The following is a 21,523-nucleotide window of genomic DNA, read 5'->3' on the forward strand; positions in this document are numbered from 1 at the left end:
TCACTCCGACTTCAGCTGAGCTACCTGTTGTACGCCCAGATCGCCGGGCAGACCACCCCAGGCCTGACGCAGGTAGTTGATCAGGTCGGCCAGTTGCTCGTCGCTGAGTTTGTCGGCGAAGCCCGGCATCGGCTGCATGCGCTCGAAACCGGTGAACTGCTGCTCGCGGATGCCTTCGACTATGACCTTGGCCAGGTTGCGCGAATCGGCCAGGCGCAGGGTGGTATTGCCCTGCATCGCCACGGCGATGTGCGGCTTGCCCTCGCCGTCGTTGCCGTGGCAGCCGGCGCAGACGTTGAGGTACTGCTGGCGGCCACGCTTGGAGCTTTCGCTGAGCTGGTCGGCTGCCACCGGCTGCACCACCTTGGCCTGCGGCGGTGTATCGCCGAGCAGGTAGGTGGCCATGGCGGCCAGGTCCTCATCGCCCAGGTGCTGGGTGCTCAGGTGCATCACCGGGAACATCTCGTTGAACATGCTGCCCTGCGGGCTCATGCCGTGCTTGAGGAAGCCGGTGAGGTCGGCATTGGTCCAGCCACGCTCGGCCAGGACCTGGGCCAGCAGGCTCGGGGCGCTGTAGCCGTTGAGCAGGCCGCCGGTGAGGCGCTTGTCCTGCTGCAGCGCGCCGATGCTGTTGCGCGGGGTGTGGCACTCGCCGCAGTGGCCGAGCACTTCCACCAGGTACTGGCCGCGCTTGTACGGCTCGCTCTTGCCTTCGGCGTTGTCCAGCTGGACGCTCTTGCCGTACAGCATGTTCCAGCCCGACAAGCCCATGCGCACGTTGAACGGGAAGCTCAGGCTGGTTTCAGGCGCGGCACGGTGCACCGGCGTCTGGCTCATCAGGTAGGCGTAGAGGGCATCGCTGTCCTCGCGCTTAATGAGGTGATACGAGGTGTAGGGCATCGCCGGGTAGAGGTTGGCGCCGTCCTTGCGCTTGCCCTCGGTGATCGCGGCGAAGAACTCGTCGGCGCTGTAGCCACCGATGCCGAAATCCTTGTCCGGGGTGATGTTGCTGCCGTAGATGGTGCCGAACGGCGAGGCGATCGGCAGGCCGCCGGCGAACGGTGCGCCGCCCTCGGCAGTGTGGCAGGCCATGCAGTCGGCGGCGCGGGAGAGGTACTCGCCGCGCTTGATCAGTTCCTGGTCCGCAGCCTGTGCGCCAATTGCCAGACCGAGACCGGCAGCCAGCGCGAGGCCGGAAAGAATGCGCTGCATGCTTAGCCCTCCTTGACCAGGCCGAGATCGGTCAGCACTTCACGGGTGGCGTCGTAGTAGCGCACGTACCCGGTGCAGCGGCAGATGTGGTGCCCAAGGCTCGCCTCGATGGTCGCCTCCAGTTCGCTCTTCTTCAGCGGCTGGCGCTGAGCCTTCTCCACTAGCACGGTGGCGGCGTTGACGAAGCCCGGTGCGCAGTAGCTGCACTGGAAGGCGAAGCGGTCGACGAACTTCTGCTGGATCGGGTTCAGTTCCTTCACCGAGCCATCGGCGTCACGCTTGGCGTGGCCCTCGATGGTGCGCACCTTCTTGCCTTCGAAGTAGTGCGCGCCGGTGATGCAGGTACGCACTTCCTCGCTGGTGCCGTCGGGGTTGTCGACGATCACCACGCAGGCATGGCAGATGCCCTGGCCGCAGCCCAGGCGCGAACCGGTGAGGTTCTGGTATTCGTGCAGGTAGTCGATCATCGGCAGGTCCTCGGGAACCTCGACCGGACCGACGGTTTGACCATTCAAGGTCAGGTTGAGCGGACGGTTAGCCATTGAGGGCCTCCTTGATGCGAGCGGGGGTGATGGGCAGGTCGCGGACGCGCTTGCCGATGGCGTGGGCCACGGCGTTGCTGATGGCGCCGACCACCGGGATCATCACCACTTCGGCGATGCCCTTGGACGGATCGCTGGGCGAGAGCGGCGGAAGGATTTCCGAGCTCTGTTTCCAGACGGCCACGTCTTTCGCCTTCGAGAGGCGGTAGCGGTTGAAGTTCCAGTCGCCCTCGCCCGGGCCACCCTCGTACAGCGGCATGTCTTCCAGCAGCGCATGGCCGATGCCCATGGCGGTGCCGCCTTCGATCTGGCCTTTCACCAGCTCCGGCACCAGCACGCGGCCGCACTCGATCCAGCTGTGGTGGTTGAGCACGGTGACTTCGCCATTGCCCTTGTTCACCTTCAGCTCGACGATGGTCGCCACCGGGCTGTAGTAGGTGACCGCCGCGTTGTTCAGCTGCACCGGCGGATAGGCCACGTTCTGGCGGTCCAGCAGGTGGAAGCCGGCGCTGTTCATCTGCGCCTTCTTCACGCCCGGCGCGCCATCGCCGTATTTCACGGCCAGGGCGTCCAGCGGCAGGCGGTCGCGCACGCCGTCGATGACGAAATCGCACTCCGCCCAGCTCCAGCGGTTGAAGCCATGGACGGTGGCACCGGTAATCAGGCCTTTCTCGTGGGCGACCTTGGCCAGCTCGGCGAACGACAGCGGCTCCAGGCCGTTGGCGGTGAGCTTGCCGTCAACCCAGTGGGCATCTTCGCGACGCACCACCAGCGGGTTGGCCGCGCCGTTGAACGGGCCGCGACGCCAGATTTCCAGGGCCGCCGGCCACAGGCCGTGGTTGAACAGCACGCGCGCCGCTTCACGGGTGGCGTGGCTGAAGTAGTAGGCCGAGTTGGTCGCCGACGACGCCGAGGCGTACTTGCCGACCCAGCGCGGGTTACGCAGCTTCTCGTCCTGGGTGGGCTGGTTCATGGTGTAGGGGTCTTCACCGCTCACCAGTTGCAGCTCGGACCACTCGGTCTCGGCAGTCTTCATTTCGTCCGCTGGCTTGCCGAGGAAGTCGGCTACCACCAACGCCTGGGAGGTGGACATGCCGGTGCCGATCTCGATACCGATGTGGCGCATGTGCACCTTGCCCTGCGCGTCGAACTCGATGCTCGCCATGGGCGCTTCCGAGCCGGTGCCGAAGTCCTTCTGGCAGATGGCGAAGCCGACGCCATACCAGTGGTCCGGGTCCTGGGCGTCCATCTCTTTCTTGCGCGCGTCGCGGGTCTTCCACCACTCGTGGGCGGCCGCCTTGTCGAGGATCTCGTGCAGGCGCAGGGCACCGGCGGGAATCGCGCCCTGGGTGTTCTTCATGCCCGACTTCAGCGCATTGACGCGACGCAGCTCGATGGCGTCGACGCCCAGGCGGCCGGCGATCTCGTCCACCATCATCTCGGTGGCCGCCATGCTCTGCAGGGTGCCATAGCCACGCATGGAACCGGCCTCGACGGCGCGGGAATGGTAGGCGGTCACCTGCAGGTCGTTCTGCGGCATGTAGTAGATCGACTGTGCGGCAGTGGCGCCCACGGCAGCCACGGACGGGCTGTAGTTGATGCGGCCGCCGCCATCCACGCTCATCTCGGTGCGGAAGATCTTGAAGGTCATGTCCTTCTTGTCCACCGCCAGCTGGTAGCGAATGTCGAACGGGTGGCGCTTGATGCCGCTCTGGAACTGCTCGTAGCGGTCATTGGCCAGGCGCACCGGTACACCGTTGCCGTACAGCGCAGCCAGGGCCGCGTAGTAGACGAAGATGTTGTGGTCCTTGGAGCCGTAACCCACGGTGTAGCCGGGGTGCATGTTCAGCTTGGCCAGGCCGAAGCGCGACGGGGCGATCATGTGCGCCGTCTCGAAGGCGGCCTCGAACGGGCACTGGGTGGCGACCACGAAGTGCAGGGTCTTGCTCGCCGGGTCGTACCAGCCGTTGCCGTTGTCCGGCTCCATGGCGGCCGGCTCGATGGATGGGGTTTTGTAGCGCTCGTCGAAGACCAGCCAGTTTTCCGGCGGGTTGTCGATCTGGTCCTTGATCTTCTGTGCGTAGAACAGGCCCTGCTCGGTCAGGTTGCCGTGCTGGTTGGGCTGCTGGTTCCACACCGGTTTGCGCTCGCGGATCATCGGGAACAGGATCGAGTCCTTGAGGCTGGAGAACTCGTCCGGATCGGCCGAGGTCGCGCCGCCGACGCGCACGTAACGGAAGCTGCCGTAGGGATCGCCCTGGTACAGCGGCGCCTGGGCGCCGTAGCGGATCGCCTTGTCGTTGAACTTCATCTTCAGCTTGGCTTTGCGGAAGCGTTCGAAGTCGTTCCAGATCAGGATGGCCACCGGATGGCCGATGAACATCGGCACCTTGCCGCGCGGCAGCAGCGGGTCCGGGGCGTGGGCTTCGGGGAAGACGATGCCGTCCTTGTCCAGGTCCTCGGCGGTGACGATGCGATCAGGCTGCAGATCGGCGCCCAGCCAGGCGAGGTCGATGCCGTCGAAGATGCGGTCGGCCTTGATGGTCTTGAGCAGCATGGCGTGGCCCTGCTGTTGCGGCCAGCCGGGCATGTCCTTGGCGCGGATGTCGCGGGCGAACACCTTGTTGCCGCAGACCTTGGACAGCGCATCGTTACGGAAGCGCACCTTGCCGTCGTGGCCCATCCACTGCTGGGGCGAGACGGTGACGGAGTTTTCCATCAAGGCGGCGAAAGCCCGGCTGCCGAGCGGCGCCATGGACACGCTGACACCGGCAATCAGCCCGCCTTGCAGGAAGGCGCGCCGGGAAATATCACGGTTGGACATGGTTCATCCTCTGGACGGAACAGGTCCGCCCATGTGGTTTTTTCTGTGCTGGAGAGAGTTTGGAGGCCGCGGAATCGCGGGCGTCTCGGGGATGGCGCCGGAGGAAGGATCCCGCAGGAAAACCTGACTCTTCTGTCAACTTTAACGCACCTGAAGGGGGCGAAGCAAAGTCAATTGGGCGGCTTGTCGCGCCGGTGAAAATATTAGTCGACAGGTCGAGACTATTCGCTAATTGCGGATTTCGCCGGCGACAAGCGGAGAAGTATTACGCCGTGCTACGCTTCGCAGCCCTTGCTTAGCCCCCTAACGTTTTTTCACTCAAAGCCGCCGCCATGCCCGCCGAAGCCACGTCCCTGCTGCGTCACCGCCCTTTCCTCGCCTTCTGGCTCGCCCGCGTCTGCACCGCCAGCGCCTTCCAGATGATCACCGTGGCCATCGGCTGGCACATCTACCAGCTGACCCACAACGTGCTCGACCTGGGCCTGGTGGGGCTGGTGGAATTCCTCCCGCGGGTGATCTTCATGCTGCACACCGGGCACGTCGCCGACCGTTACGACCGCCGACGCATCGCCTCGATCTGCCAGATCGGCCAGGGCCTGGTGGCCGTCGCGCTGGTGGTCGGCGCCAGCACCGACAGCGTGACCCGCGAGATGATCTTCGTGATGGCCTTCCTGCTCGGCACCGCGCGTGCCTTCGAGATGCCGACCACCCAGGCACTGCTGCCGAACATCGTGCCCAGTGCACTGTTCCCGCGCGCCGTGGCTGCCTCCGCCTCGGCCATGCAGGCGGCGACCATCGCCGCCCCGGCCCTTGGCGGTCTCCTCTATGCCTTTGGCGCGTTCTGGGTCTACACCCCGACGGCGGTGCTGTACTTCATCGCCTGCACCCTGGTCATGACCCTGCCCGCGCGCCAGGCGCCGGCCGCCCAGGGCAAGGCCACGCTGGAGTCGCTGCTGGCCGGCGTCCGCTTCATCCGCAGCCGTCCGGACATCTTCGGCGCCATCTCCCTGGACCTGTTCGCCGTGCTGCTGGGCGGCGCCACCGCACTGCTGCCGGTGTTCGCCAAGGACATCCTGCTCACCGGCCCCTGGGGCCTGGGCCTGCTGCGCTCGGCACCGGCGGTAGGCGCACTGTTGATGTCGTTCTGGCTGGCGCACTACCCCATCGAACGCAACGTCGGGCGGATCATGTTCCTCTCGGTGGGCATCTTCGGGGTCACCACGATCGCCTTCGGCCTGTCGACCTCGTTCTGGTTCTCCCTCGCGGTGCTGGTGGTGCTGGGTGCAGCGGACATGATCAGCATGGTGATCCGTGGCGCCTTCGTGCAGTTGGAAACCCCGGACGAGATGCGCGGCCGGGTCAGCGCGGTGAACGGCCTGTTCATCGGCGCCTCGAACCAGCTGGGCGAGTTCGAGTCTGGCGTCACCGCCCACTGGTTCGGCACCGTGCCGGCGGTGGTGTTGGGTGGGGTCGGTACGCTGGTCGTCACGGGTGCCTGGATGAAGCTGTTCCCGAGCCTGGCCAAGCGGGACAAGCTGCACTGATCACCACATCCCGCGAACTTGCTCTTGTAGGAGCGAGCTTGCTCGCGAACCGAGGCTGATCGCGGACGGCGTCCGCTCCTGCAACTGTTTTCTGGGTGATACCCCTTCCGGCCAGCGCAAGCGCTGTTCGCGATGGAGCCGCGTCCCGTGTTCGCGGGGATGACACGTACGAGGCACTACACGACAACGTCACTCCCGCGAACGCGGGAGCCCAAAAGGCAGTTATTCCTGCAAAGCCACATCCCCGTACGAGCGGAGTTCGAGCGCAATCCGGAGCCTGGGCAGAGTACGGCTCGCGAGCAAGCTCGCTCCTACGAAGAGCCAAAAAAATCCCCCGCACGAAACCGTGCGAGGGATATGGGAACGGGCGTCGGGGGAGACGCCCGGATGGGATCTGTCAGTGCGGCGTGCCCAGCCCCGCCGCGCTCATGAACAGGCGCATCAGCCAGGCCGCCACGCCTAGGCCGGCGACGCTCAGCGCCCAGATCAGCACCAGCCAGCCGAGCCGCTTGTGCAGCGGCGCCTTGCCTTGCTCGTCATGGGTCATCGCGCAGCCCTCAGTGGTAGCCATCGCCGTGCTTCACCTTGCCGCGGAACACGTAGTAGCTCCACGCGGTGTAGCCGAGGATGAAGGGGATGATGAACAACGCCCCCACCAGCATGAAGCCCTGGCTCTGCGGCGGCGCGGCCGCGTCCCAGATAGACAGCGACGGCGGCACAATGTTCGGCCACAGGCTGATACCCAGTCCGCTATAGCCCAGGAAGATCAGCACCAGGGTGAGCACGAAGGGCTTCACGTGGTCATTACTGGCCACCGAGCGCAACAGGCTGTAGAGGGTCAGCAGCACCAGCAGCGGTACTGGCAGGAACCAGAACAGGTTGGGCAGGCTGAACCAGCGCTGGGCGATGGCCTCGTGGGCCAGCGGGGTCCACAGGCTGACGATGCCGATCACCGCCAGCAGCATCAGCGCCAGCGGCCTGGCCAGGTCGTGCATGCGTTCCTGCAGGCGGCCTTCGGTCTTCATGATCAGCCAGGTGCAGCCCAGCAGGCTGTAGGCGACCACCAGGCCCAGGCCGCAGAACAGCGGGAACGGCGCCAGCCAGTCCAGTGAGCCGCCGGCGAACTGCCGGTTGGCCACCGGTATGCCTTCGATGAAGGCGCCCAGCGCCACGCCCTGGAAGAAGGTCGCCACCAGGGAGCCGACAATGAACGACTTGTCCCACAAGTGCCGCTTGGCCGGCTTGGCCTTGAAGCGGAACTCGAAGGCCACGCCACGGAAGATCAGCCCCACCAGCATCAGGATCAGCGGCAGGTAGAGCGCCGACAGCACGGCCGAGTAGGCCACCGGGAAGGCGCCGAACAGCGCCGCGCCGCCCAGCACCAGCCAGGTCTCGTTACCGTCCCAGACCGGCGCCACGGTGTTCATCATCACGTCCCGGTCGCCCTCGTCCTTGAAGAACGGATAGAGCATGCCTATCCCCAGGTCGAAGCCGTCCATCACCACGTACATCATCACGCCGAAGATGATGATGATTGCCCAGATCAGCGGAAGATCGATTCCCATGGCTCAGTTCCTCCCTGCCTGGCTGTCACTGTCATCATCGTCGAAGCCCTCTGCGGTGGCCGACAGCGGCCGCGACGCGGTACGCGGCTGACCGGGGCCGCCATGGCTCTCTTCACGGCCTTCGAAGGTGACCGGCCCTTTGCGCACCAGGCGCATCATGTAGCCGATACCCACGCCGAACAGCGAGAAGTACACCAGCACGAACATCACCAGGGTCAGGCTCATCTGCGCGACGCTGTGGTTGGATACCGCCTCGCTGGTGCGCATCACCCCGTAGACCACCCAGGGCTGGCGGCCGATCTCGGTGGTGAACCAGCCGGCGAGGATCGCGATCAGGCCCGACGGTCCCATCCACAGCACCAGGCGGAGGAACGCGCGGTTCCGGTAGAGCCCCTTGCGCAGGCGCAGCCAGACGCTCCACAGGCCGACCAGGATCATCAGCATGCCCAGCCCCGCCATGACGCGGAACGACCAGAAGATGATGGTGGAGTTGGGGCGGTCGGCTTTCGGGAAGTCCTTCAGCGCCGGGATCGGCTCGGTCAGGCTGTGATTGAGGATCAGGCTGCCGAGTACCGGGATTTCGATCTTGAAGCGGGTTTCCTCGCGCTCCATGTCCGGCCAGCCGACCAGCACCAGCGGGGTCGGCCCGCCTTCGCTGTTGTCCCAGTGGCCTTCGATGGCGGCGATCTTCGCCGGCTGGTGCTTGAGCGTATTGAGGCCGTGGGCGTCGCCGACCATGGCCTGGATCGGCGCGACGATCAGCGCCATCCACATGGCCATCGAGAGCATCTTGCGGATCGCCGGGTTGTCGCGGCCGCGCAGCAGGTGCCAGGCGGCCGAGGCGCCGACGAAGAAGGCGGTGGCGACGAACGAGGCGATCGCCATGTGCAGCAGGCGATAGGGGAAGGACGGGTTGAAGATGATTGCCAGCCAGTCCACCGGCACCACGATGCCGTTGACGATCTCGTGGCCCTGAGGAGTCTGCATCCAGCTGTTGGAGGCGAGAATCCAGAAGGTGGAGATCAGCGTGCCGATGGCCACCATCACCGTGGCGAAGAAGTGCAGGCCGGGGCCGACGCGGTGCCAGCCGAAGAGCATGACGCCGAGGAAACCGGCTTCGAGGAAGAAGGCGGTAAGCACCTCATAGGTCAGCAGCGGGCCGGTAACGCTCCCGGCGAAGGCCGAGAAGGCGCTCCAGTTGGTGCCGAACTGGTAGGCCATGACCAGGCCCGAGACCACGCCCATGCCGAAGTTGACGGCGAAGATCTTCGACCAGAAGTGATAGAGGTCGCGGTAGACCTCATCCGACGTCTTCAGCCACAAGCCTTCGAGCACCGCCAGGTAGCTGGCGAGACCGATGGTGATGGCGGGGAAGATGATATGGAAGGAGACGGTAAAGGCGAACTGGATCCGGGCCAGGTCGAGCGCCTCTAATCCGAACATGACGATTCCTCTTCAGGCTGACGCCCGCCACCCCAGTGACCGGGCACCGTGCCTTGCGCATGCGCATGCGCAGGGCGTTCTTGCGTGAGTCTGTCTTTTCTAATGACTCGGTTTCGAGCCACCGATCTTGCGTCGGTTCGGCTTCATTTGGCCGCTCATTCAGAATGGACCGTGATCTGCATTGATGCCGCTCAATGAAGCATCTCGATCTTACGCCGCCAGCCGGGACACACCGCCGTGGTGGGTTGCCGCGCGGCGGGGTGTCGCGCGACAGCTTGTCTCAGGCCGTCCCCAAGCGGCAAAGTGAACAAAATCGAATATCAAAATGAAAAATTAATATTTTATTGGAATAAAAAAGCCCGTTACCTTCTGCACCAACCGCGGCCAATCGAACTGCGGAAAAAGACTCCACCGCCCGTTCGAAGGCCCCTCATGGCCGGCCCGGATGCCAGCGGTCATCTGCCCTACAAGGACATCGCAATGAAAAAACTGCTGCTTCTGACCGCCCTCGCCGCTGCCTTCAGCACCCAGGCTTTCGCCAACGAAAAGCTGATCGTCGCCGCCACCCCGATCCCCCACGCAGAGATCCTCGAGCTGATCAAGCCGACCCTGGCCAAGGAAGGCGTGGACCTGGAGATCAAGGTCTTCACCGACTACGTGCAGCCCAATGTGCAGGTGGCCGAGAAGCGCCTGGACGCCAACTACTTCCAGACCAAGCCGTACCTGGACAACTTCAACAAGGGCAAGGGCACTGACCTCGTCACCGTGACCGGCGTGCACGTCGAACCCTTCGGCGGCTACTCGAAGAAGTACAAGTCCATCGACCAGCTGCCGGACGGCGCCACCGTCGCCATCCCCAACGAAGGCAGCAACAGCGGCCGCGCCCTGCTCCTGCTGCAGAAGGCCGGCGTGATCAAGCTCAAAGACCCGAGCAACGCCCTGGCCACCCCGAAAGACATCGCCGAGAACCCCAAGCACCTGAAGTTCAAGGAGCTGGAATCGGCCCTGCTGCCGCGCGTGCTGGACCAGGTCGACCTGGACCTGATCAACACCAACTACGCGCTGGAAGCCAAGCTCAATCCGGTGAAGGACGCGCTGATCCTGGAAGACCGCAACTCGCCCTACGTGAACTACCTGGTGGCGCGTCCGGACAACAAGGACAGCGATGCCCTGAAGAAACTCTCCGCCGCCCTGACCAGCCCGGAAGTCAAAGCCTTCATCGAGAAGAAGTACAACGGCGCCGTGGTGCCCGCCTTCTGATCCAGCCGCCCGGCTGCGCGCCGGGCGCAACGACTCCCACGCTGGGCGCGCTCTAAGCGCACCCGCTTCGACGCCGGTGGGCAGGTTCCACCGGCGTTTTTCTTTCCGAGGTACCCGCCATGAGCGACAACGCCAAAGGCCCTTCCACCCGCGCCGTACACGCCGGCCATGACATCGACCGGCGCATGGTCACCCGCGCCAAGAGCTTGCCGATCTACCAGAGCTCGGTGTTCGTCTACGACTCCCTGGAGCAGGTCGACGACTTCCTCGCCGGCAACCCCGACAACTACATGTACACGCGCATCGGCAACCCCAACCACACCGCTGTGGAGGAATTGCTGCGTGAGCTGGAAGGCGGCGAGGACGCGCTGTTCTCGGCTTCGGGCATGGCGGCGATTTCCGCAGCGCTGCTGGGCGTGCTGAACGCCGGCGACCACCTGATCGCCAGCCGCGAGCTGTACGGCACCACCCAGAGCCTGATCGACAGGGAACTGACGCGCTTCGGCATCATCTCCACCCTGCTTGACCTCAACGATCTGGCGGCGGTGGAGGCGGCGATCACCCCGACCACCAAGCTGATCTACACCGAGACCGCCTCCAACCCGCTGGTGCGCGTGAGCAACGTGCCCGCGCTGGCCGACCTCGCCCACCGCCACGGCCTCAAGCTGCTGGTGGACAACACCTTCCTCTCGCCGGTGCTCTACCAGCCGCTGCGCGATGGCGCGGACCTGGTGATCCACAGCACCACCAAGTACCTCAATGGCCACAGTGACGCCATGGGGGGTGCGCTAGTGGGCGATGCCAAGTGGATCGCGAGCGCCCGGCGTTTCCAGATCAACGCCGGCGGCAGCGCCAGCCCCTTCGAGAGTTGGCTGAACTTCCGTGGCGCCAAGACCCTGGCCCTGCGCATGAAAGCCCATTCGCAGAATGCCTTGGCATTGGCCGAAGCCCTCGAAGCGCACCCGCAGGTGGCCCGCGTGTATTACCCCGGCCTGCCCTCGCACCCGGACCACGCGTTGGCGCAGCGGCTGTTCCGCAAGGGCCACTCGGGCATGTTGAGCTTCACCCTGAAGGGCGGCCTGGAGCAGGTCGACACGCTGATCGGCGCGCTGCAGCTGGCCGCCTTTGCCCCGTCGCTGGCCGGTGTCGCCAGCAGCATCACTCACCCCGGCAAGACCTCGCACCGCGCGCTGTCCGCCGAGACCCTGACCGCGCTGGATATCCACGACGGCACCATCCGCGTGTCGGTGGGCATCGAGGACAGCGAAGACATCGTCCGTGATTTCCTGCAGGCGCTGGATGCGCTGTAAGAGCAGAAGGAGAAACCCCATGAACGCACCCCACGCGCCACTGCCGCTGCTGACCTTTCCCGACGCCGACAAGAGCCCGCTGAGCATCCGCGCCAAGGCGCTGGTGTTCTTCGACCCGCGCTCGCATCAGGTGCGCAACGAAGTGGAACGCCTGGCGCCGCTGCCGCAGCCAGTGCTGATCCACGGCGAGACCGGCACCGGCAAGGAGCTGCTGGCTCGCCACATCCACCGCGCCAGCGAGCGCCCCGGCCTGTTCGTCGCGGTGAGCTGCAGCGCCCTGAGCCGCAACTATGCCGAGGCCGAGCTGTTCGGTTACGCCCCTGGCGCGCACAACGGCCCGGTGAGCAGCCGCGCCGGCTGGTTCGGCTCGGCCAATGGCGGCACCCTGTACCTGGACGAGATCGCCGACCTGCCGTTGTCACTGCAACAGAAGCTGCTGCGCGTGCTGCAGGAGCGCGAGGTATCGCGCGTCGGCGCCCGCGAGCCGGTGCCGGTGGATGTGCGCCTGGTGGCCGCCACCAGCGTCGACCTGGTGCAGGCCGTGCGCGCGGGGAAATTCCTCGAAGGGCTGCAGCAGTACCTGCACGACGGCAACCTGACCCTGCCACCGCTGCGCGAGCGCATTGGCGATATCCAGCCACTGGCCGAATACTTCCTCGGCGTACATGCGCAGCGCCTGGAACTGCCGGTGCCACAGATCGCCAGCGACACCCAGCGGGTACTGGAAAGCTACCCGTGGCCGGGCAATATCCGCGAGCTGGAGAACGTCATCCACTTCGCCCTGCTGGTCAGCCCGGGGACGGAAATCGGACCTGAGCACCTGAATTTTCCGGACAGCAGCGTGCCGGATCTGCGCGCCTTGCTGCAGCGACCGGGTGTCCGTGAGCAGCTACAAGCCCTGCTGAACGCGACCTAGAGCTGAACCGTTTCACTTGAAGCGACGAATGGTCGCAGTGAAACGATTCGCCGGCTTCCGAGACGACAGCAGAGAATCCTGAGCAAGCTATCAATTTCAGGATTTTATCCTGCACTAGCCATACAAGGCAGTTCCATCGACCAACTCAATACCAGCCATCAAGACCATTCACTTATATCTGTCATAAAAATCAGGGAAAATGGCTATCAGGCAGTCGGGACCCAATTTCCCCGAGCCTTTGGAGACTATCGTGACCAGCTTTGCCGCTCTTGCCAGCTTTTTCGCCGCCACCGCCTTCCTGAACGTACCTGCGCAGGTCGACCCGGAACGCCGTGAGATTCGCCAAGCGAAGAAAGCCCGCCGCAAGTAAAGCAGTACCCGCTCCGCTCGGCCCTCGTACAGGGCCGGCGGCGGGACCATCGGTCCCGCCAATTGGCCTTTGATGGCCATCTCGTGTTTTCATTGAATGCTTGTTCAAGGAAAAAACACGAGGGACCCCGCCCGTTTTGACTGCAGCACAATCCCCTACCCCGTCCGCAGCACCTAGTCCCTCCATGCGCATGAACCCACCGGTCTTCTACGGTGCGGCGGCGCTGATCCTGATCTTCGTCCTCTTCGTCATCGGCCTGCCGCAACGCGCAGGTGACTGGCTGCTCGCCGCCCAGACCTGGGCCGCCGGGACCGTCGGCTGGTACTACCTGCTGGCGATGACGCTGTACCTGATCTTCGTGGTGGTCACCGCGCTTTCCGGCTACGGAAAGATCAAGCTCGGTGCCGACCACGACGAGCCGGAATTCAGCTACCTGTCCTGGGCCGGCATGCTCTTCGCCGCTGGCATCAGCATCACCCTGTTCTTCTTCTGCGTCTCCGAACCACTGACGCACTTCCTCCAGCCGCCGCAAGGCGAAGCCAGTACCCCGGAAGCGGCGCGTCAGGCCATGCAGCTGCTGTTCCTGCACTGGGGCCTGCATGGCTGGGGCGTGTTCGCCCTGGTGGCGATGGCGCTGGCCTACTTCGCCTACCGGCACAACCTGCCGCTGGCGCTGCGCTCGGCGCTCTACCCGCTGATCGGCAAGCGCATCAACGGCCCCATCGGTTACGCGGTGGACTGCTTCGGCATCATCGCCACGGTGTTCGGCCTGGGCGCGGACATGGGCTTCGGCGTACTGCAGCTCAACGCCGGTCTGGACGTCCTGTTCGGCGTCGCCCACAGCCACCCGGTGCAGATGACACTCATCGTGCTGATGATGGGCGCCGCCATCCTGGTGGCCGTGTCCGGGGTCGACAAGGGCATCCGCCTGCTGTCGGACATCAACATGCTGCTGGCCTGCGCGCTGCTGCTCTTCGTGCTGTTCGCCGGCCCTACCCAGCACCTGCTCAACACCCTGGTGCAGAACATCGGCGACTACCTCGGCAGCCTGCCGACCAAGAGCTTCGACCTCTACGCCTACGGCCATGAAGGCAGCGACTGGCTGGGTGGCTGGACGGTGTTCTACTGGGCCTGGTGGATCGCCTGGGCGCCCTTCGTCGGCCTGTTCATCGCGCGCATCTCGCGCGGGCGGACGATCCGCGAATTCGTCTTCGGCGTGCTGTTCATCCCCCTGGGCTTCACCCTGGCGTGGATGTCGATCTTCGGCAACAGCGCGCTGGACCAGGTGATGAACCACGGCTTCAGCGAGCTGGGCCGGGTGGCCGTCGAGGAACCTTCGATGGCGCTCTACCAGCTGCTGCAGAACTACCCCGGGAGCCGCGCGGTGATCGCCATCAGCGTGCTGGTCAGCTTCGTGTTCTTCGTCACCTCGGCCGATTCCGGCACCGTGGTGCTCTCCACCCTCTCCGCCCACGGCGGCAGCGCCGATGACGACGGCCCGAAGTGGCTGCGGGTGTTCTGGGGCGTAGCCACCGCGCTGGTCACCGGCGGTCTGCTGTTCGCCGGCAACATCGATGCGCTGAAGTCAGCGGTGGTGCTCACCTCGCTGCCCTTCTCGCTGATCCTGCTGCTGATGATGTGGGGGCTGCACAAGGCCTTCTACCTCGAATCCCAGCGCCAGCGCGCGCGCACCCACTCCCTGGCGCCACCGTCCTCGACCAAGACCGGCGGCTGGAAGCGACGCATCTCCCAGGCGGTGCACTTCCCCACCCGAGACGAGGTGTACCGCTTCATGAACGACGTGGTCAGCCCGGCGATTGCCGAGGTCTCGGAGGTATTCCGCGAGAAGGGCCTGCAGGTGGATTCCGACCTCGACCTGGGTAACCTGGAACTGGGCGTGGAGATCGGCCACGGCGAGCAGCATCCGTTCCTCTACCAGGTGTCGATGCGCGGCTACTTCACCCCATCCTTCGCCCGCGCCGGCATGGGCGGCCTGCACCTGAAAAACCGCCGTTACTTCCGCGCCGAGGTGCACCTGTCCGAGGGCAGCCAGGATTACGACCTGATGGGCTATAGCAAGGAGCAGATCATCAACGACATGCTCGACCAGTACGAGCGGCACCTGCAGTTCCTGCATCTGGTGCGCTGACGTCAAAGTGACTGCCGAGGAGGGCTTCCTCCTCGGCAACGGTTACCGACGCAAAAGTTTCTGCAGGCGTCGCTGTTCGCACTGAATCAACCAATCACGCAGGATGAACAGCCGAAGCGCTCTCGCCACCAGCAAACCACCCCAGATTGCAACTGGCCAAATGAACCAGTAGTACCCCGGTGATGTGAGCAGGTTGATCACGACCAACACTGCGCTGGTCAGGCCCCAGGTGATCAGCCGCCGGAAGAACGCCGACTCCCTTGCAACACGAGCCTTAGCGTCCTCGATGCGCGTATCCAGAGCCGGCGCGGGCCGCGCGTCCAACTCCGCTGGCGCCATGGAAAGCTCCGCAACCGTGACATCAAAAACGGCAGCGAGGGCGCTCAGAGTTTCCAGACTCGCCTGTTCGTCATTCTCGATACGTTGTACGGTTCGGACACTCAATGAAGCCAGCTCAGCCAGGTGCTCCTGTGACCAGGCCCGCGCTAGGCGCAAAGACTTAACCTTATCGTGCAGCATGACAATCTCCTGAATGATCGGTGCCATTCAGCATCATGCCCCAGCCTCGACAGCGCCACGACAGCCACCCGACACCCCGATGACGACAAGCCGACCGGGGTTACAGAGTTGGCAAAAACACGTCCCTTTTCAAAGCCGATACGGCAAGCGCACGCCCGGCTCGCTCTCGGCGAAGTCCTTGATATTGCGCGTCACCAGCAGACGCCCCTCGACTTCCGCCGTGGCCTTGATGATCGCGTCCGGCAGCTTGACTCGCAGGCGCTGACGCACCTCGACGGCACGCTCGGCAATCCGCTCATCCAGCGCCAGCAAGGTGAAGCTGGAGAGGAAGGCGCGGGTCGCTGCTTCAGTGTCTGGCGTTACGCCAATCATCACTTCCATCCAGGTGATGATGCTGATTGCGCGATCGCTGTAGAGCGCCAGTTCATCCCGCGCCTGCCCGTGACCGTTGAGGTAATCGATGAGGATATTGGTGTCGAACAGGACCCTTACCATTCCTCGCGGACCTTTTCCTGATAGGCGAGGCCGTCCACCTGGCGCTCCTTCCAAAGGCCGAACGCCGCGTCGGCGTCAGCCCGTGCATGGTTGACCAGATACTCGGCGATGGCTTCGCGGATGATCGAGGCACGGGACTGCTGCTGCCTTTCGCTGATGTCATTCAGGCGTTCCAGGTATTCCGCGGGAATATCCACTAGGGTGCGCATGGGAATCTCCGATAAATGATATCGACATCATATATCACCCTTTCCATACCCCGTCAGCCATGCGCCCAGACATCAGCAAAATCCCACAATGAGAAAAGGCAACGAATCAGCCGCGCGTGCCGCTCAGCACCTTGCGGTAGAACATCACGCAGATCGCCACGAACACCACCAGACCCAGCCACTGCGCGGTGTCCTCGAAGGAACCGCCGACCAGCGCCAGCGGCGCGTCCTTGCCGGTGGTGCCGATGATGGCCGCCAACAGGATGCCCATCAGGCTCTCGCCGACGATCAGACCGGAGGCCAGCAGCACGCCACGGCGCTTGGGCTCATCGGAGAATTTCTCCTCGCTGACGCCGGCTGCCTGGGCGCGCTTCTTCAGCGCGGTTTCCAGCAGCCAGGCAAGCACCGCGCCGACCACCAGGGTCATGCCGATGGTCGGCGGCAGGTAGATGCCCAGGCCCACCGCGAGCACCGGCAGGCTCGCCTTGCCGGTGCGGCGCAGCAGCACGTCCACCAGGATCAGGGCAATGCCCAGCGCCACGCCGATGAGGATCATGTTCCAGTTCAGCGCATTGTGGAAAATCCCGCTGGCAATCGCCGTCATCAGCGTCGCCTGCGGCGCGGCCAGCGCGGCGTTCGGGTCCATGGCCGCGCGCGGCAGGGCGCCGGTGAAGCCATAGGCGTTGTACAGCAGCTCCAGCACCGGCGGGATCACCAGGGCGCCGACCAGGCAGCCGACGATCAGCGCGACCTGCTGGCGCCACGGGGTCGCGCCCACCAGATAGCCGGTTTTCAGGTCCTGCAGGTTGTCGTTGGAGATGGCCGCGATAGCGATCACCACCGAGGTGGTGAACAGCGCCAGGGCGATGGCCAGCTTGCCGCCTTCCATCGTCAGGAAGCCGTCCTCGAGCGAGCCGACCCCGAGGATCAGCAGCGACACCAGGATCACCGCGATGATTCCGATGCCGGAGATCGGGCTGCTCGACGAGCCCACCAGGCCGGCCATGTAGCCGCAGGCAGCGGCGATCAGGAAGCCGAAGAAGAAAGCGAAGATCACGCAGACCGCGACCAGGCCCCAGAAGGCGAACCCGTGCAGGTCCGGCGCGGCCTCGCCGAGGAAGACGGAGAACACCACGAACAGCGCCACCAGCAGGACACCGGCGATGGCGACGATCCACTTCGCTGCGAGGTCCTGCTCGGTGCGCAGGTTGCTCACCTCGCCACGGCCGCGTACGGCGCTGAGCGATGCCCAGACGCCCTGCACCATGGGCTTGAACAGAGTGGCCAGGGTCCACAGCGCGGCGATGCCGATGGTGCCGGCGCCGAGGAAGCGCACCTGGCTGCTCCACAGTTTGGTGGCCAGCTCCGGCAGGCTCTGCCCGGAGGCCAGCACGCTGTTCACCGAGAGCAGCGGCACGGCCACGCCCCAGGCGATGACCACGCCGATGAGGATGGCGATACCAGCGGTGATGCCCATCAGGTAGCCGGCGCCGACCAGCGCCAGGGAGAAGCCGGTGGACAGGCGGAACGCCGCCTGCCCGGCTGTGAGCCAGAAGCTGAAGCCTTCGGCGAGCACCTTGAAGCCGCTGCTGAGCAAGCTGAAGGCGGCGGCGACCACGCCACCGGCGAGGATGTCGCGCAGGCCCGGGCCGCCGGCTTTCGCGGGCTTGCCGGCCCTTTCCTCTTCCTCGTCCTGGCTGCCGACACGGAGGATTTCCGCTGCCGCCACGCCTTCGGGATAGGGCAGGTTACTCTGCACCACCATCACCCGGCGCAGCGGGATGGTATAGAGCACACCGAGTATGCCGCCGATGGAACAGATCGCCGCGGTCTGCCAGAACGGGAAGCCGCTCCAGTAGCCGATCATCAGGAGGCCGGGAAGGATGAAGATGATCGAGGACAGGGTGCCAGCCGCCGAGGCCTGGGTCTGCACCATGTTGTTCTCGAGGATGTTGGAGCCGGAGAAGTAGCGCAGCACGGCCATGGAAATGACCGCCGCGGGGATCGACGAGGCGAAGGTCAGGCCGACCTTGAGGCCGAGGTACACGTTGGAAGCGGTGAACACCACGGTAATCAGCGCGCCCAGGATCAGGCCGCGAACCGTCAGCTCGGCGAGGTTGGACTCGTCGGGAATCCTTTCTTGCATGTAGGCAATCTCTTTATGAAGCGAAACTGCCAAAGCGTAGGACAGTGAGCCTGCCACGGCGACCCATAATGGCGACGAATGCGGTCTGCGGTGCGGCTTTGTTGCCGCAAGTCACGGGGATCGCAGGAAATTCCGGGCCGACACCGAGCCTGTAGGAGTGAGCCTGCTCGCGAACGGAGCCCCCGATTAATTCGGCGTTATGCGTTTCGCGAGCAAGCTCGCTCCTACCAAAAGCCGTCAGACCATAGGGCGCATAACGCCTGGGGCGTTATCCGCCGCGGCGGCGGATAACCCGTTCCGGGTTATCCGCCCTACCGGAACGAAAACCCTGTCAGAAAGGTTTGTCGCCCAGGATCGTCGCGCGGTGCATCACCCGGCGCTGCGGTCGGTAATCGTCCACCGCGTAATGCTGGGTCACGCGGTTATCCCAGAAGGCCACGTCGCTCTCCTTCCAGCGCCAGCGCACGGTGAATTCCGGGCGGGCGAAGTGGGCGAACAGCAGGTCGAGGATCGCGCGGCTTTCCGCCGGCTCCAACTCGTTGATGCGGGTGGTGAAGCCGTCGCTGACGAACAGCGCCTTGCGCCCGGTAACCGGGTGCGTGCGGATCACCGGGTGGCTGCGCGGTGGGTTCTTCCTGCGGGCCTCCTCCAGGCGCGCGAGGTCCGCATCGCTGGCGCCGAAGCGTTCCTGGGGGAAGGACTTGCTGATGTCGTGGGTTGCGGTAAGGCCATCCAGCAACTGTTGCAGCGGTTTCGACAGCGCCTCGAACGCCGCGATGCCACTGGCCCACAGGGTGTCGCCACCGTAGGGCGGCAGCTGCTTGGCGGCCAGCACGGCGCCCAATGCCGGAGTTTCCAGGAAGGTCACGTCGGTGTGCCAGATGGCGTTGTCGCGCACGTCGGTGACGGCGGTGTCGAGGACGATGACTTCGCGCTGTTCGGGCGAGCTGGGGTAGATCGGGTGGATGTGCAGGTCGCCGAAGCGCGCGGCGAAGTTCGCCTGCTGGGTCGGGGTCAGCGGCTGGTCGCGGAAGAACAGCACCTGGTGATCGAGCAGGGCCTGCTCGATCTGGCGCTGCGCCGCGTCGTCCAGCGGATCAGCCAGGCGGATACCGGAGACGACGGCGCCCAGTGCCGGGTTGATGGGTTCGATGGTCAGGGTAGTCATGTTCGTGTGCTCTCGTGAGGTTCACGGGAAGAGGCGTGCTCTCCCCTGCCCTCGCCTGCCTGGCGAAGGAGTCGAATCGATGTGTTCATTCCCAGGATGCGAAGCGCTTCTGCACCCAGCGCAACCCGAGCTCGAAGCTCAGCGCGATGGCCGCGATCAGCAGAATCCCCAGCACCACGACATCGGTGGCGAGGAACTGCGCGGCGGACTGCACCATGAAGCCCAGGCCGCGGTTGGCGGCGATCAGTTCGGCCGCGACCAGGGTCGACCAGCCCACGCCCAGGGCGATGCGCAGGCCGGTCAGCACTTCGGGCAACGCACTGGGCAGGATCACGTGGCGCACTACCTGCAGGCGGCTGGCGCCCAGGCAGCGCACGGCCTGGATGCGCGTTTTGTCCACGCGGCGCACGCCGGCGGCGGTGGCGATCAGCAGCGGCGCGAACAGCGCGAGGTAGATCAGCAGCACCTTGGACAGCTCGCCGATGCCGAACCAGATGACGATCAGCGGCAGGTAGGCCAGCGGCGGTACCGGGCGGTAAAACTCCACCAGCGGATCGAAGGCCGCGCCCACCAACGGGTTGAGGCCCATCAGGATGCCCAGCGGAATGGCCGTCAGCACCGCCGCGCCCAGTGCCAGCAGCACGCGCAGCAGGCTGGTGCCGATGTGTTGCCACAGCGACGCATCGACGTAGCCCTCGGCGAGCAAGCGCTGGAAGGCTTCCACCAGTTGTTCTGGCGCAGGCAGGAACAGGGTGTCGACCCAGCCCAGGTGCGTAGCCAGCCACCAGAGTACGAAGATTCCGCCGACGCTGCCGGCAGCGGCCCAGCGGCGGTAGTCGCGTGGCACGCTGCGGGCAGTCGGCGCGGCGGCCGGGAGTTTGCCGGCGAGGGTATCAGTGGGCATGCTCGGCCTCCGGTTCCTCAAGGAACTCATCGAGAAGGAGTTGGCGCAGGCGCGCGAATTCCGGGTCGGACTTGATCGAGCGCACCGGCTCGCCAGCGGCATAGCGGCAGGCGAAGTCCAGCGACAGGCGCTTGACGATGCGCGCTGGCGGGCCGTCCATCACCACCAGGTCGGTGGCGAGGAACAGCGCCTCGTCGACGCTGTGGGTAATCAGGAACAGGCCCTTGCCGGTCTTGCGCCACAGGTCGAGGGTCAGCACCTGCATACGCTCGCGGGTCAGCGCATCGAGGGCGCCGAAGGGTTCGTCGAGCAGCAGGAAATCCGGCTCCACCGCCAACGCGCGGGCCAGGCCCAGGCGCTGCCGCTGGCCACCGGAGAGCTGCGAAATGCGGTAGTCCGCGTGCTCGCCCAGGCCCACCAGTTTCAGCACCTCATGGGCGCGGGCGTTGCGTTCGGCAGCGCCGACGCCACGGATGCGCAGGCCCAGCGCGACGTTGTCCAGCGCGCTCAGCCAGGGCATCAGCGCATCGTCCTGGAACACCACGCCGCGCTCGCCACCGGGGCCGCTCAAGGTACGGCCATCGATCTGCACGCGGCCGCTGTCCGGCGCCTGGAAGCCCGCCAGCACGTTGAGCAGGCTGGACTTACCGCAGCCCGACGGGCCGAGCACCACCAGGGATTCACCCTTGGCGAGGCTCAGAGAAAGGTCCCGCAGGACGACGCGCTCGCGTCCGTTCTGCTGGAAGGTGAGGCTGACCGCCTCGGCCGTCAGACGGCTCATGTTCTGCCCTCCGTAGGGTGAGAAGAAGTACTGGGAGCTGGGGCCCACCCACTAGCGTCATCCCCGCCCACGCGCAGCCCCAGCTGGTGGAGTTCACCGGCTCGCTCAAGCGTGGGCGTCACCCCCGCGAATGCGGGGGCCCAGAAATGCTGTTTGCTGGACTCCC

18 protein-coding genes are annotated in these 21,523 nt (G+C 65.2%); 5 read left to right on the plus strand and 13 right to left on the minus strand.

All coding sequences use genetic code 11. The features are described 5' to 3' along the window. Genes GA645_RS24600 through GA645_RS24610 form a run of 3 tightly spaced genes read right to left on the minus strand, consistent with a single transcriptional unit; the run spans nt 1 to nt 4,578 of the window. Nucleotides 1–1,212 carry a cytochrome c gene (locus GA645_RS24600; RefSeq protein WP_152226317.1) on the minus strand — a complete coding sequence of 404 codons (1,212 nt, stop codon included), beginning with the start codon at nt 1,210–1,212 and terminating at the stop codon, nt 1–3. 2 nt (nt 1,213–1,214) lie between these two features. After that, nucleotides 1,215–1,754 (minus strand): (2Fe-2S)-binding protein, encoded by a 540-nt coding sequence (locus tag GA645_RS24605; protein ID WP_152226319.1) that lies wholly within the window; start codon nt 1,752–1,754, stop codon nt 1,215–1,217. Then, nucleotides 1,747–4,578, minus strand: coding sequence for a xanthine dehydrogenase family protein molybdopterin-binding subunit (locus GA645_RS24610; protein WP_152226321.1), 2,832 nt, complete (start codon nt 4,576–4,578; stop codon nt 1,747–1,749). The genes GA645_RS24605 and GA645_RS24610 overlap by 8 nt, the downstream gene beginning before the upstream one ends. Before the next feature lie 332 nt (nt 4,579–4,910). Between GA645_RS24610 and GA645_RS24615 the strand changes: the two genes are divergently transcribed. Next, on the plus strand, nt 4,911–6,122 hold the full coding sequence (locus GA645_RS24615; RefSeq protein WP_152226324.1) for an MFS transporter: 1,212 nt from the start codon (nt 4,911–4,913) through the stop codon (nt 6,120–6,122). A 397-nt stretch (nt 6,123–6,519) separates the two neighbouring features. Here the strand turns inward: GA645_RS24615 and GA645_RS24620 are convergent, their stop codons facing one another. The 3 genes from GA645_RS24620 to GA645_RS24630 are packed head-to-tail and all read right to left on the minus strand — an operon-like array spanning nt 6,520 to nt 9,130. Continuing rightward, complete coding sequence (locus GA645_RS24620) at nt 6,520–6,669, minus strand: DUF2474 domain-containing protein (RefSeq protein WP_152228299.1); 150 nt, start codon at nt 6,667–6,669, stop codon at nt 6,520–6,522. A 10-nt stretch (nt 6,670–6,679) separates the two neighbouring features. Continuing rightward, complete coding sequence (gene cydB, locus GA645_RS24625; RefSeq protein WP_152226325.1) at nt 6,680–7,687, minus strand: cytochrome d ubiquinol oxidase subunit II; 1,008 nt, start codon at nt 7,685–7,687, stop codon at nt 6,680–6,682. Nucleotides 7,688–7,690: 3 nt separating this feature from the next. Further along, the gene (locus GA645_RS24630) at nt 7,691–9,130 is read right to left on the minus strand and encodes a cytochrome ubiquinol oxidase subunit I (protein ID WP_152226327.1); all 1,440 of its coding nucleotides are present in this window, start codon (nt 9,128–9,130) and stop codon (nt 7,691–7,693) included. Nucleotides 9,131–9,610: 480 nt separating this feature from the next. On the opposite strand from GA645_RS24630, the gene GA645_RS24635 reads away from it, so the two are divergent. The 4 genes from GA645_RS24635 (at nt 9,611) to betT (ending at nt 15,135) form a co-directional block, all read left to right on the plus strand. Continuing rightward, complete coding sequence (locus GA645_RS24635; protein ID WP_152226330.1) at nt 9,611–10,390, plus strand: MetQ/NlpA family ABC transporter substrate-binding protein; 780 nt, start codon at nt 9,611–9,613, stop codon at nt 10,388–10,390. A 119-nt stretch (nt 10,391–10,509) separates the two neighbouring features. Then, nucleotides 10,510–11,700 (plus strand): PLP-dependent aspartate aminotransferase family protein, encoded by a 1,191-nt coding sequence (locus tag GA645_RS24640; protein WP_152226332.1) that lies wholly within the window; start codon nt 10,510–10,512, stop codon nt 11,698–11,700. Between the two features lie 19 nt (nt 11,701–11,719). Continuing rightward, entirely contained in the window at nt 11,720–12,616 is an 897-nt protein-coding gene (locus GA645_RS24645; protein ID WP_152226334.1) for a sigma 54-interacting transcriptional regulator, read from the plus strand. Between the two features lie 560 nt (nt 12,617–13,176). Beyond that, on the plus strand, nt 13,177–15,135 hold the full coding sequence (betT, locus tag GA645_RS24650) for a choline BCCT transporter BetT (protein ID WP_152228301.1): 1,959 nt from the start codon (nt 13,177–13,179) through the stop codon (nt 15,133–15,135). 42 nt (nt 15,136–15,177) lie between these two features. Here betT and GA645_RS24655 read toward each other — a convergent pair whose 3' ends face one another. The 7 genes from GA645_RS24655 to GA645_RS24685 all read right to left on the minus strand — a co-directional run bounded on the left by GA645_RS24655 (nt 15,178) and on the right by GA645_RS24685 (nt 21,357). Then, nucleotides 15,178–15,654 carry a 2TM domain-containing protein gene (locus tag GA645_RS24655; protein ID WP_152226336.1) on the minus strand — a complete coding sequence of 159 codons (477 nt, stop codon included), beginning with the start codon at nt 15,652–15,654 and terminating at the stop codon, nt 15,178–15,180. A gap of 129 nt (nt 15,655–15,783) precedes the next feature. Next, nucleotides 15,784–16,149, minus strand: a complete 366-nt coding sequence (locus GA645_RS24660; RefSeq protein ID WP_152226338.1) for a type II toxin-antitoxin system VapC family toxin — start codon at nt 16,147–16,149, stop codon at nt 15,784–15,786. Then, a complete protein-coding gene (locus GA645_RS24665) occupies nt 16,143–16,358 on the minus strand; it encodes a ribbon-helix-helix protein, CopG family (protein WP_152226340.1) in 216 nt (71 codons plus the stop codon). Before GA645_RS24665 ends, GA645_RS24660 begins: the two co-directional genes overlap by 7 nt. Before the next feature lie 106 nt (nt 16,359–16,464). Next, a complete protein-coding gene (locus tag GA645_RS24670; protein ID WP_152226342.1) occupies nt 16,465–18,504 on the minus strand; it encodes an OPT family oligopeptide transporter in 2,040 nt (679 codons plus the stop codon). Between the two features lie 331 nt (nt 18,505–18,835). Next, nucleotides 18,836–19,672, minus strand: a complete 837-nt coding sequence (gene tauD / locus GA645_RS24675) for a taurine dioxygenase (RefSeq protein ID WP_152226344.1) — start codon at nt 19,670–19,672, stop codon at nt 18,836–18,838. A gap of 85 nt (nt 19,673–19,757) precedes the next feature. Beyond that, a complete protein-coding gene (locus GA645_RS24680; protein WP_152226346.1) occupies nt 19,758–20,576 on the minus strand; it encodes an ABC transporter permease subunit in 819 nt (272 codons plus the stop codon). After that, complete coding sequence (locus GA645_RS24685) at nt 20,566–21,357, minus strand: taurine ABC transporter ATP-binding protein (RefSeq protein ID WP_152226349.1); 792 nt, start codon at nt 21,355–21,357, stop codon at nt 20,566–20,568. Before GA645_RS24685 ends, GA645_RS24680 begins: the two co-directional genes overlap by 11 nt. Nucleotides 21,358–21,523 lie beyond the last annotated feature (166 nt).

This window comes from Pseudomonas sp. SCB32 (assembly GCF_009189165.1).
In the GTDB taxonomy this organism is placed as follows: domain Bacteria; phylum Pseudomonadota; class Gammaproteobacteria; order Pseudomonadales; family Pseudomonadaceae; genus Pseudomonas.

What these genes read in the sequence shown, in the direction of transcription:
- GA645_RS24600 (WP_152226317.1), bottom strand. Translation starts at nt 1,212, where the DNA reads ATGCAGCGCATTCTTTCCGGCCTCGCGCTGGCTGCCGGTCTCGGTCTG.
- GA645_RS24605 (WP_152226319.1), bottom strand. Translation starts at nt 1,754, where the DNA reads ATGGCTAACCGTCCGCTCAACCTGACCTTGAATGGTCAAACCGTCGGT.
- GA645_RS24610 (WP_152226321.1), bottom strand. Translation starts at nt 4,578, where the DNA reads ATGTCCAACCGTGATATTTCCCGGCGCGCCTTCCTGCAAGGCGGGCTG.
- GA645_RS24615 (WP_152226324.1), top strand. Translation starts at nt 4,911, where the DNA reads ATGCCCGCCGAAGCCACGTCCCTGCTGCGTCACCGCCCTTTCCTCGCC.
- GA645_RS24620 (WP_152228299.1), bottom strand. Translation starts at nt 6,669, where the DNA reads ATGACCCATGACGAGCAAGGCAAGGCGCCGCTGCACAAGCGGCTCGGC.
- cydB (WP_152226325.1), bottom strand. Translation starts at nt 7,687, where the DNA reads ATGGGAATCGATCTTCCGCTGATCTGGGCAATCATCATCATCTTCGGC.
- GA645_RS24630 (WP_152226327.1), bottom strand. Translation starts at nt 9,130, where the DNA reads ATGTTCGGATTAGAGGCGCTCGACCTGGCCCGGATCCAGTTCGCCTTT.
- GA645_RS24635 (WP_152226330.1), top strand. Translation starts at nt 9,611, where the DNA reads ATGAAAAAACTGCTGCTTCTGACCGCCCTCGCCGCTGCCTTCAGCACC.
- GA645_RS24640 (WP_152226332.1), top strand. Translation starts at nt 10,510, where the DNA reads ATGAGCGACAACGCCAAAGGCCCTTCCACCCGCGCCGTACACGCCGGC.
- GA645_RS24645 (WP_152226334.1), top strand. Translation starts at nt 11,720, where the DNA reads ATGAACGCACCCCACGCGCCACTGCCGCTGCTGACCTTTCCCGACGCC.
- betT (WP_152228301.1), top strand. Translation starts at nt 13,177, where the DNA reads ATGAACCCACCGGTCTTCTACGGTGCGGCGGCGCTGATCCTGATCTTC.
- GA645_RS24655 (WP_152226336.1), bottom strand. Translation starts at nt 15,654, where the DNA reads ATGCTGCACGATAAGGTTAAGTCTTTGCGCCTAGCGCGGGCCTGGTCA.
- GA645_RS24660 (WP_152226338.1), bottom strand. Translation starts at nt 16,149, where the DNA reads ATGGTAAGGGTCCTGTTCGACACCAATATCCTCATCGATTACCTCAAC.
- GA645_RS24665 (WP_152226340.1), bottom strand. Translation starts at nt 16,358, where the DNA reads ATGCGCACCCTAGTGGATATTCCCGCGGAATACCTGGAACGCCTGAAT.
- GA645_RS24670 (WP_152226342.1), bottom strand. Translation starts at nt 18,504, where the DNA reads ATGCAAGAAAGGATTCCCGACGAGTCCAACCTCGCCGAGCTGACGGTT.
- tauD (WP_152226344.1), bottom strand. Translation starts at nt 19,672, where the DNA reads ATGACTACCCTGACCATCGAACCCATCAACCCGGCACTGGGCGCCGTC.
- GA645_RS24680 (WP_152226346.1), bottom strand. Translation starts at nt 20,576, where the DNA reads ATGCCCACTGATACCCTCGCCGGCAAACTCCCGGCCGCCGCGCCGACT.
- GA645_RS24685 (WP_152226349.1), bottom strand. Translation starts at nt 21,357, where the DNA reads ATGAGCCGTCTGACGGCCGAGGCGGTCAGCCTCACCTTCCAGCAGAAC.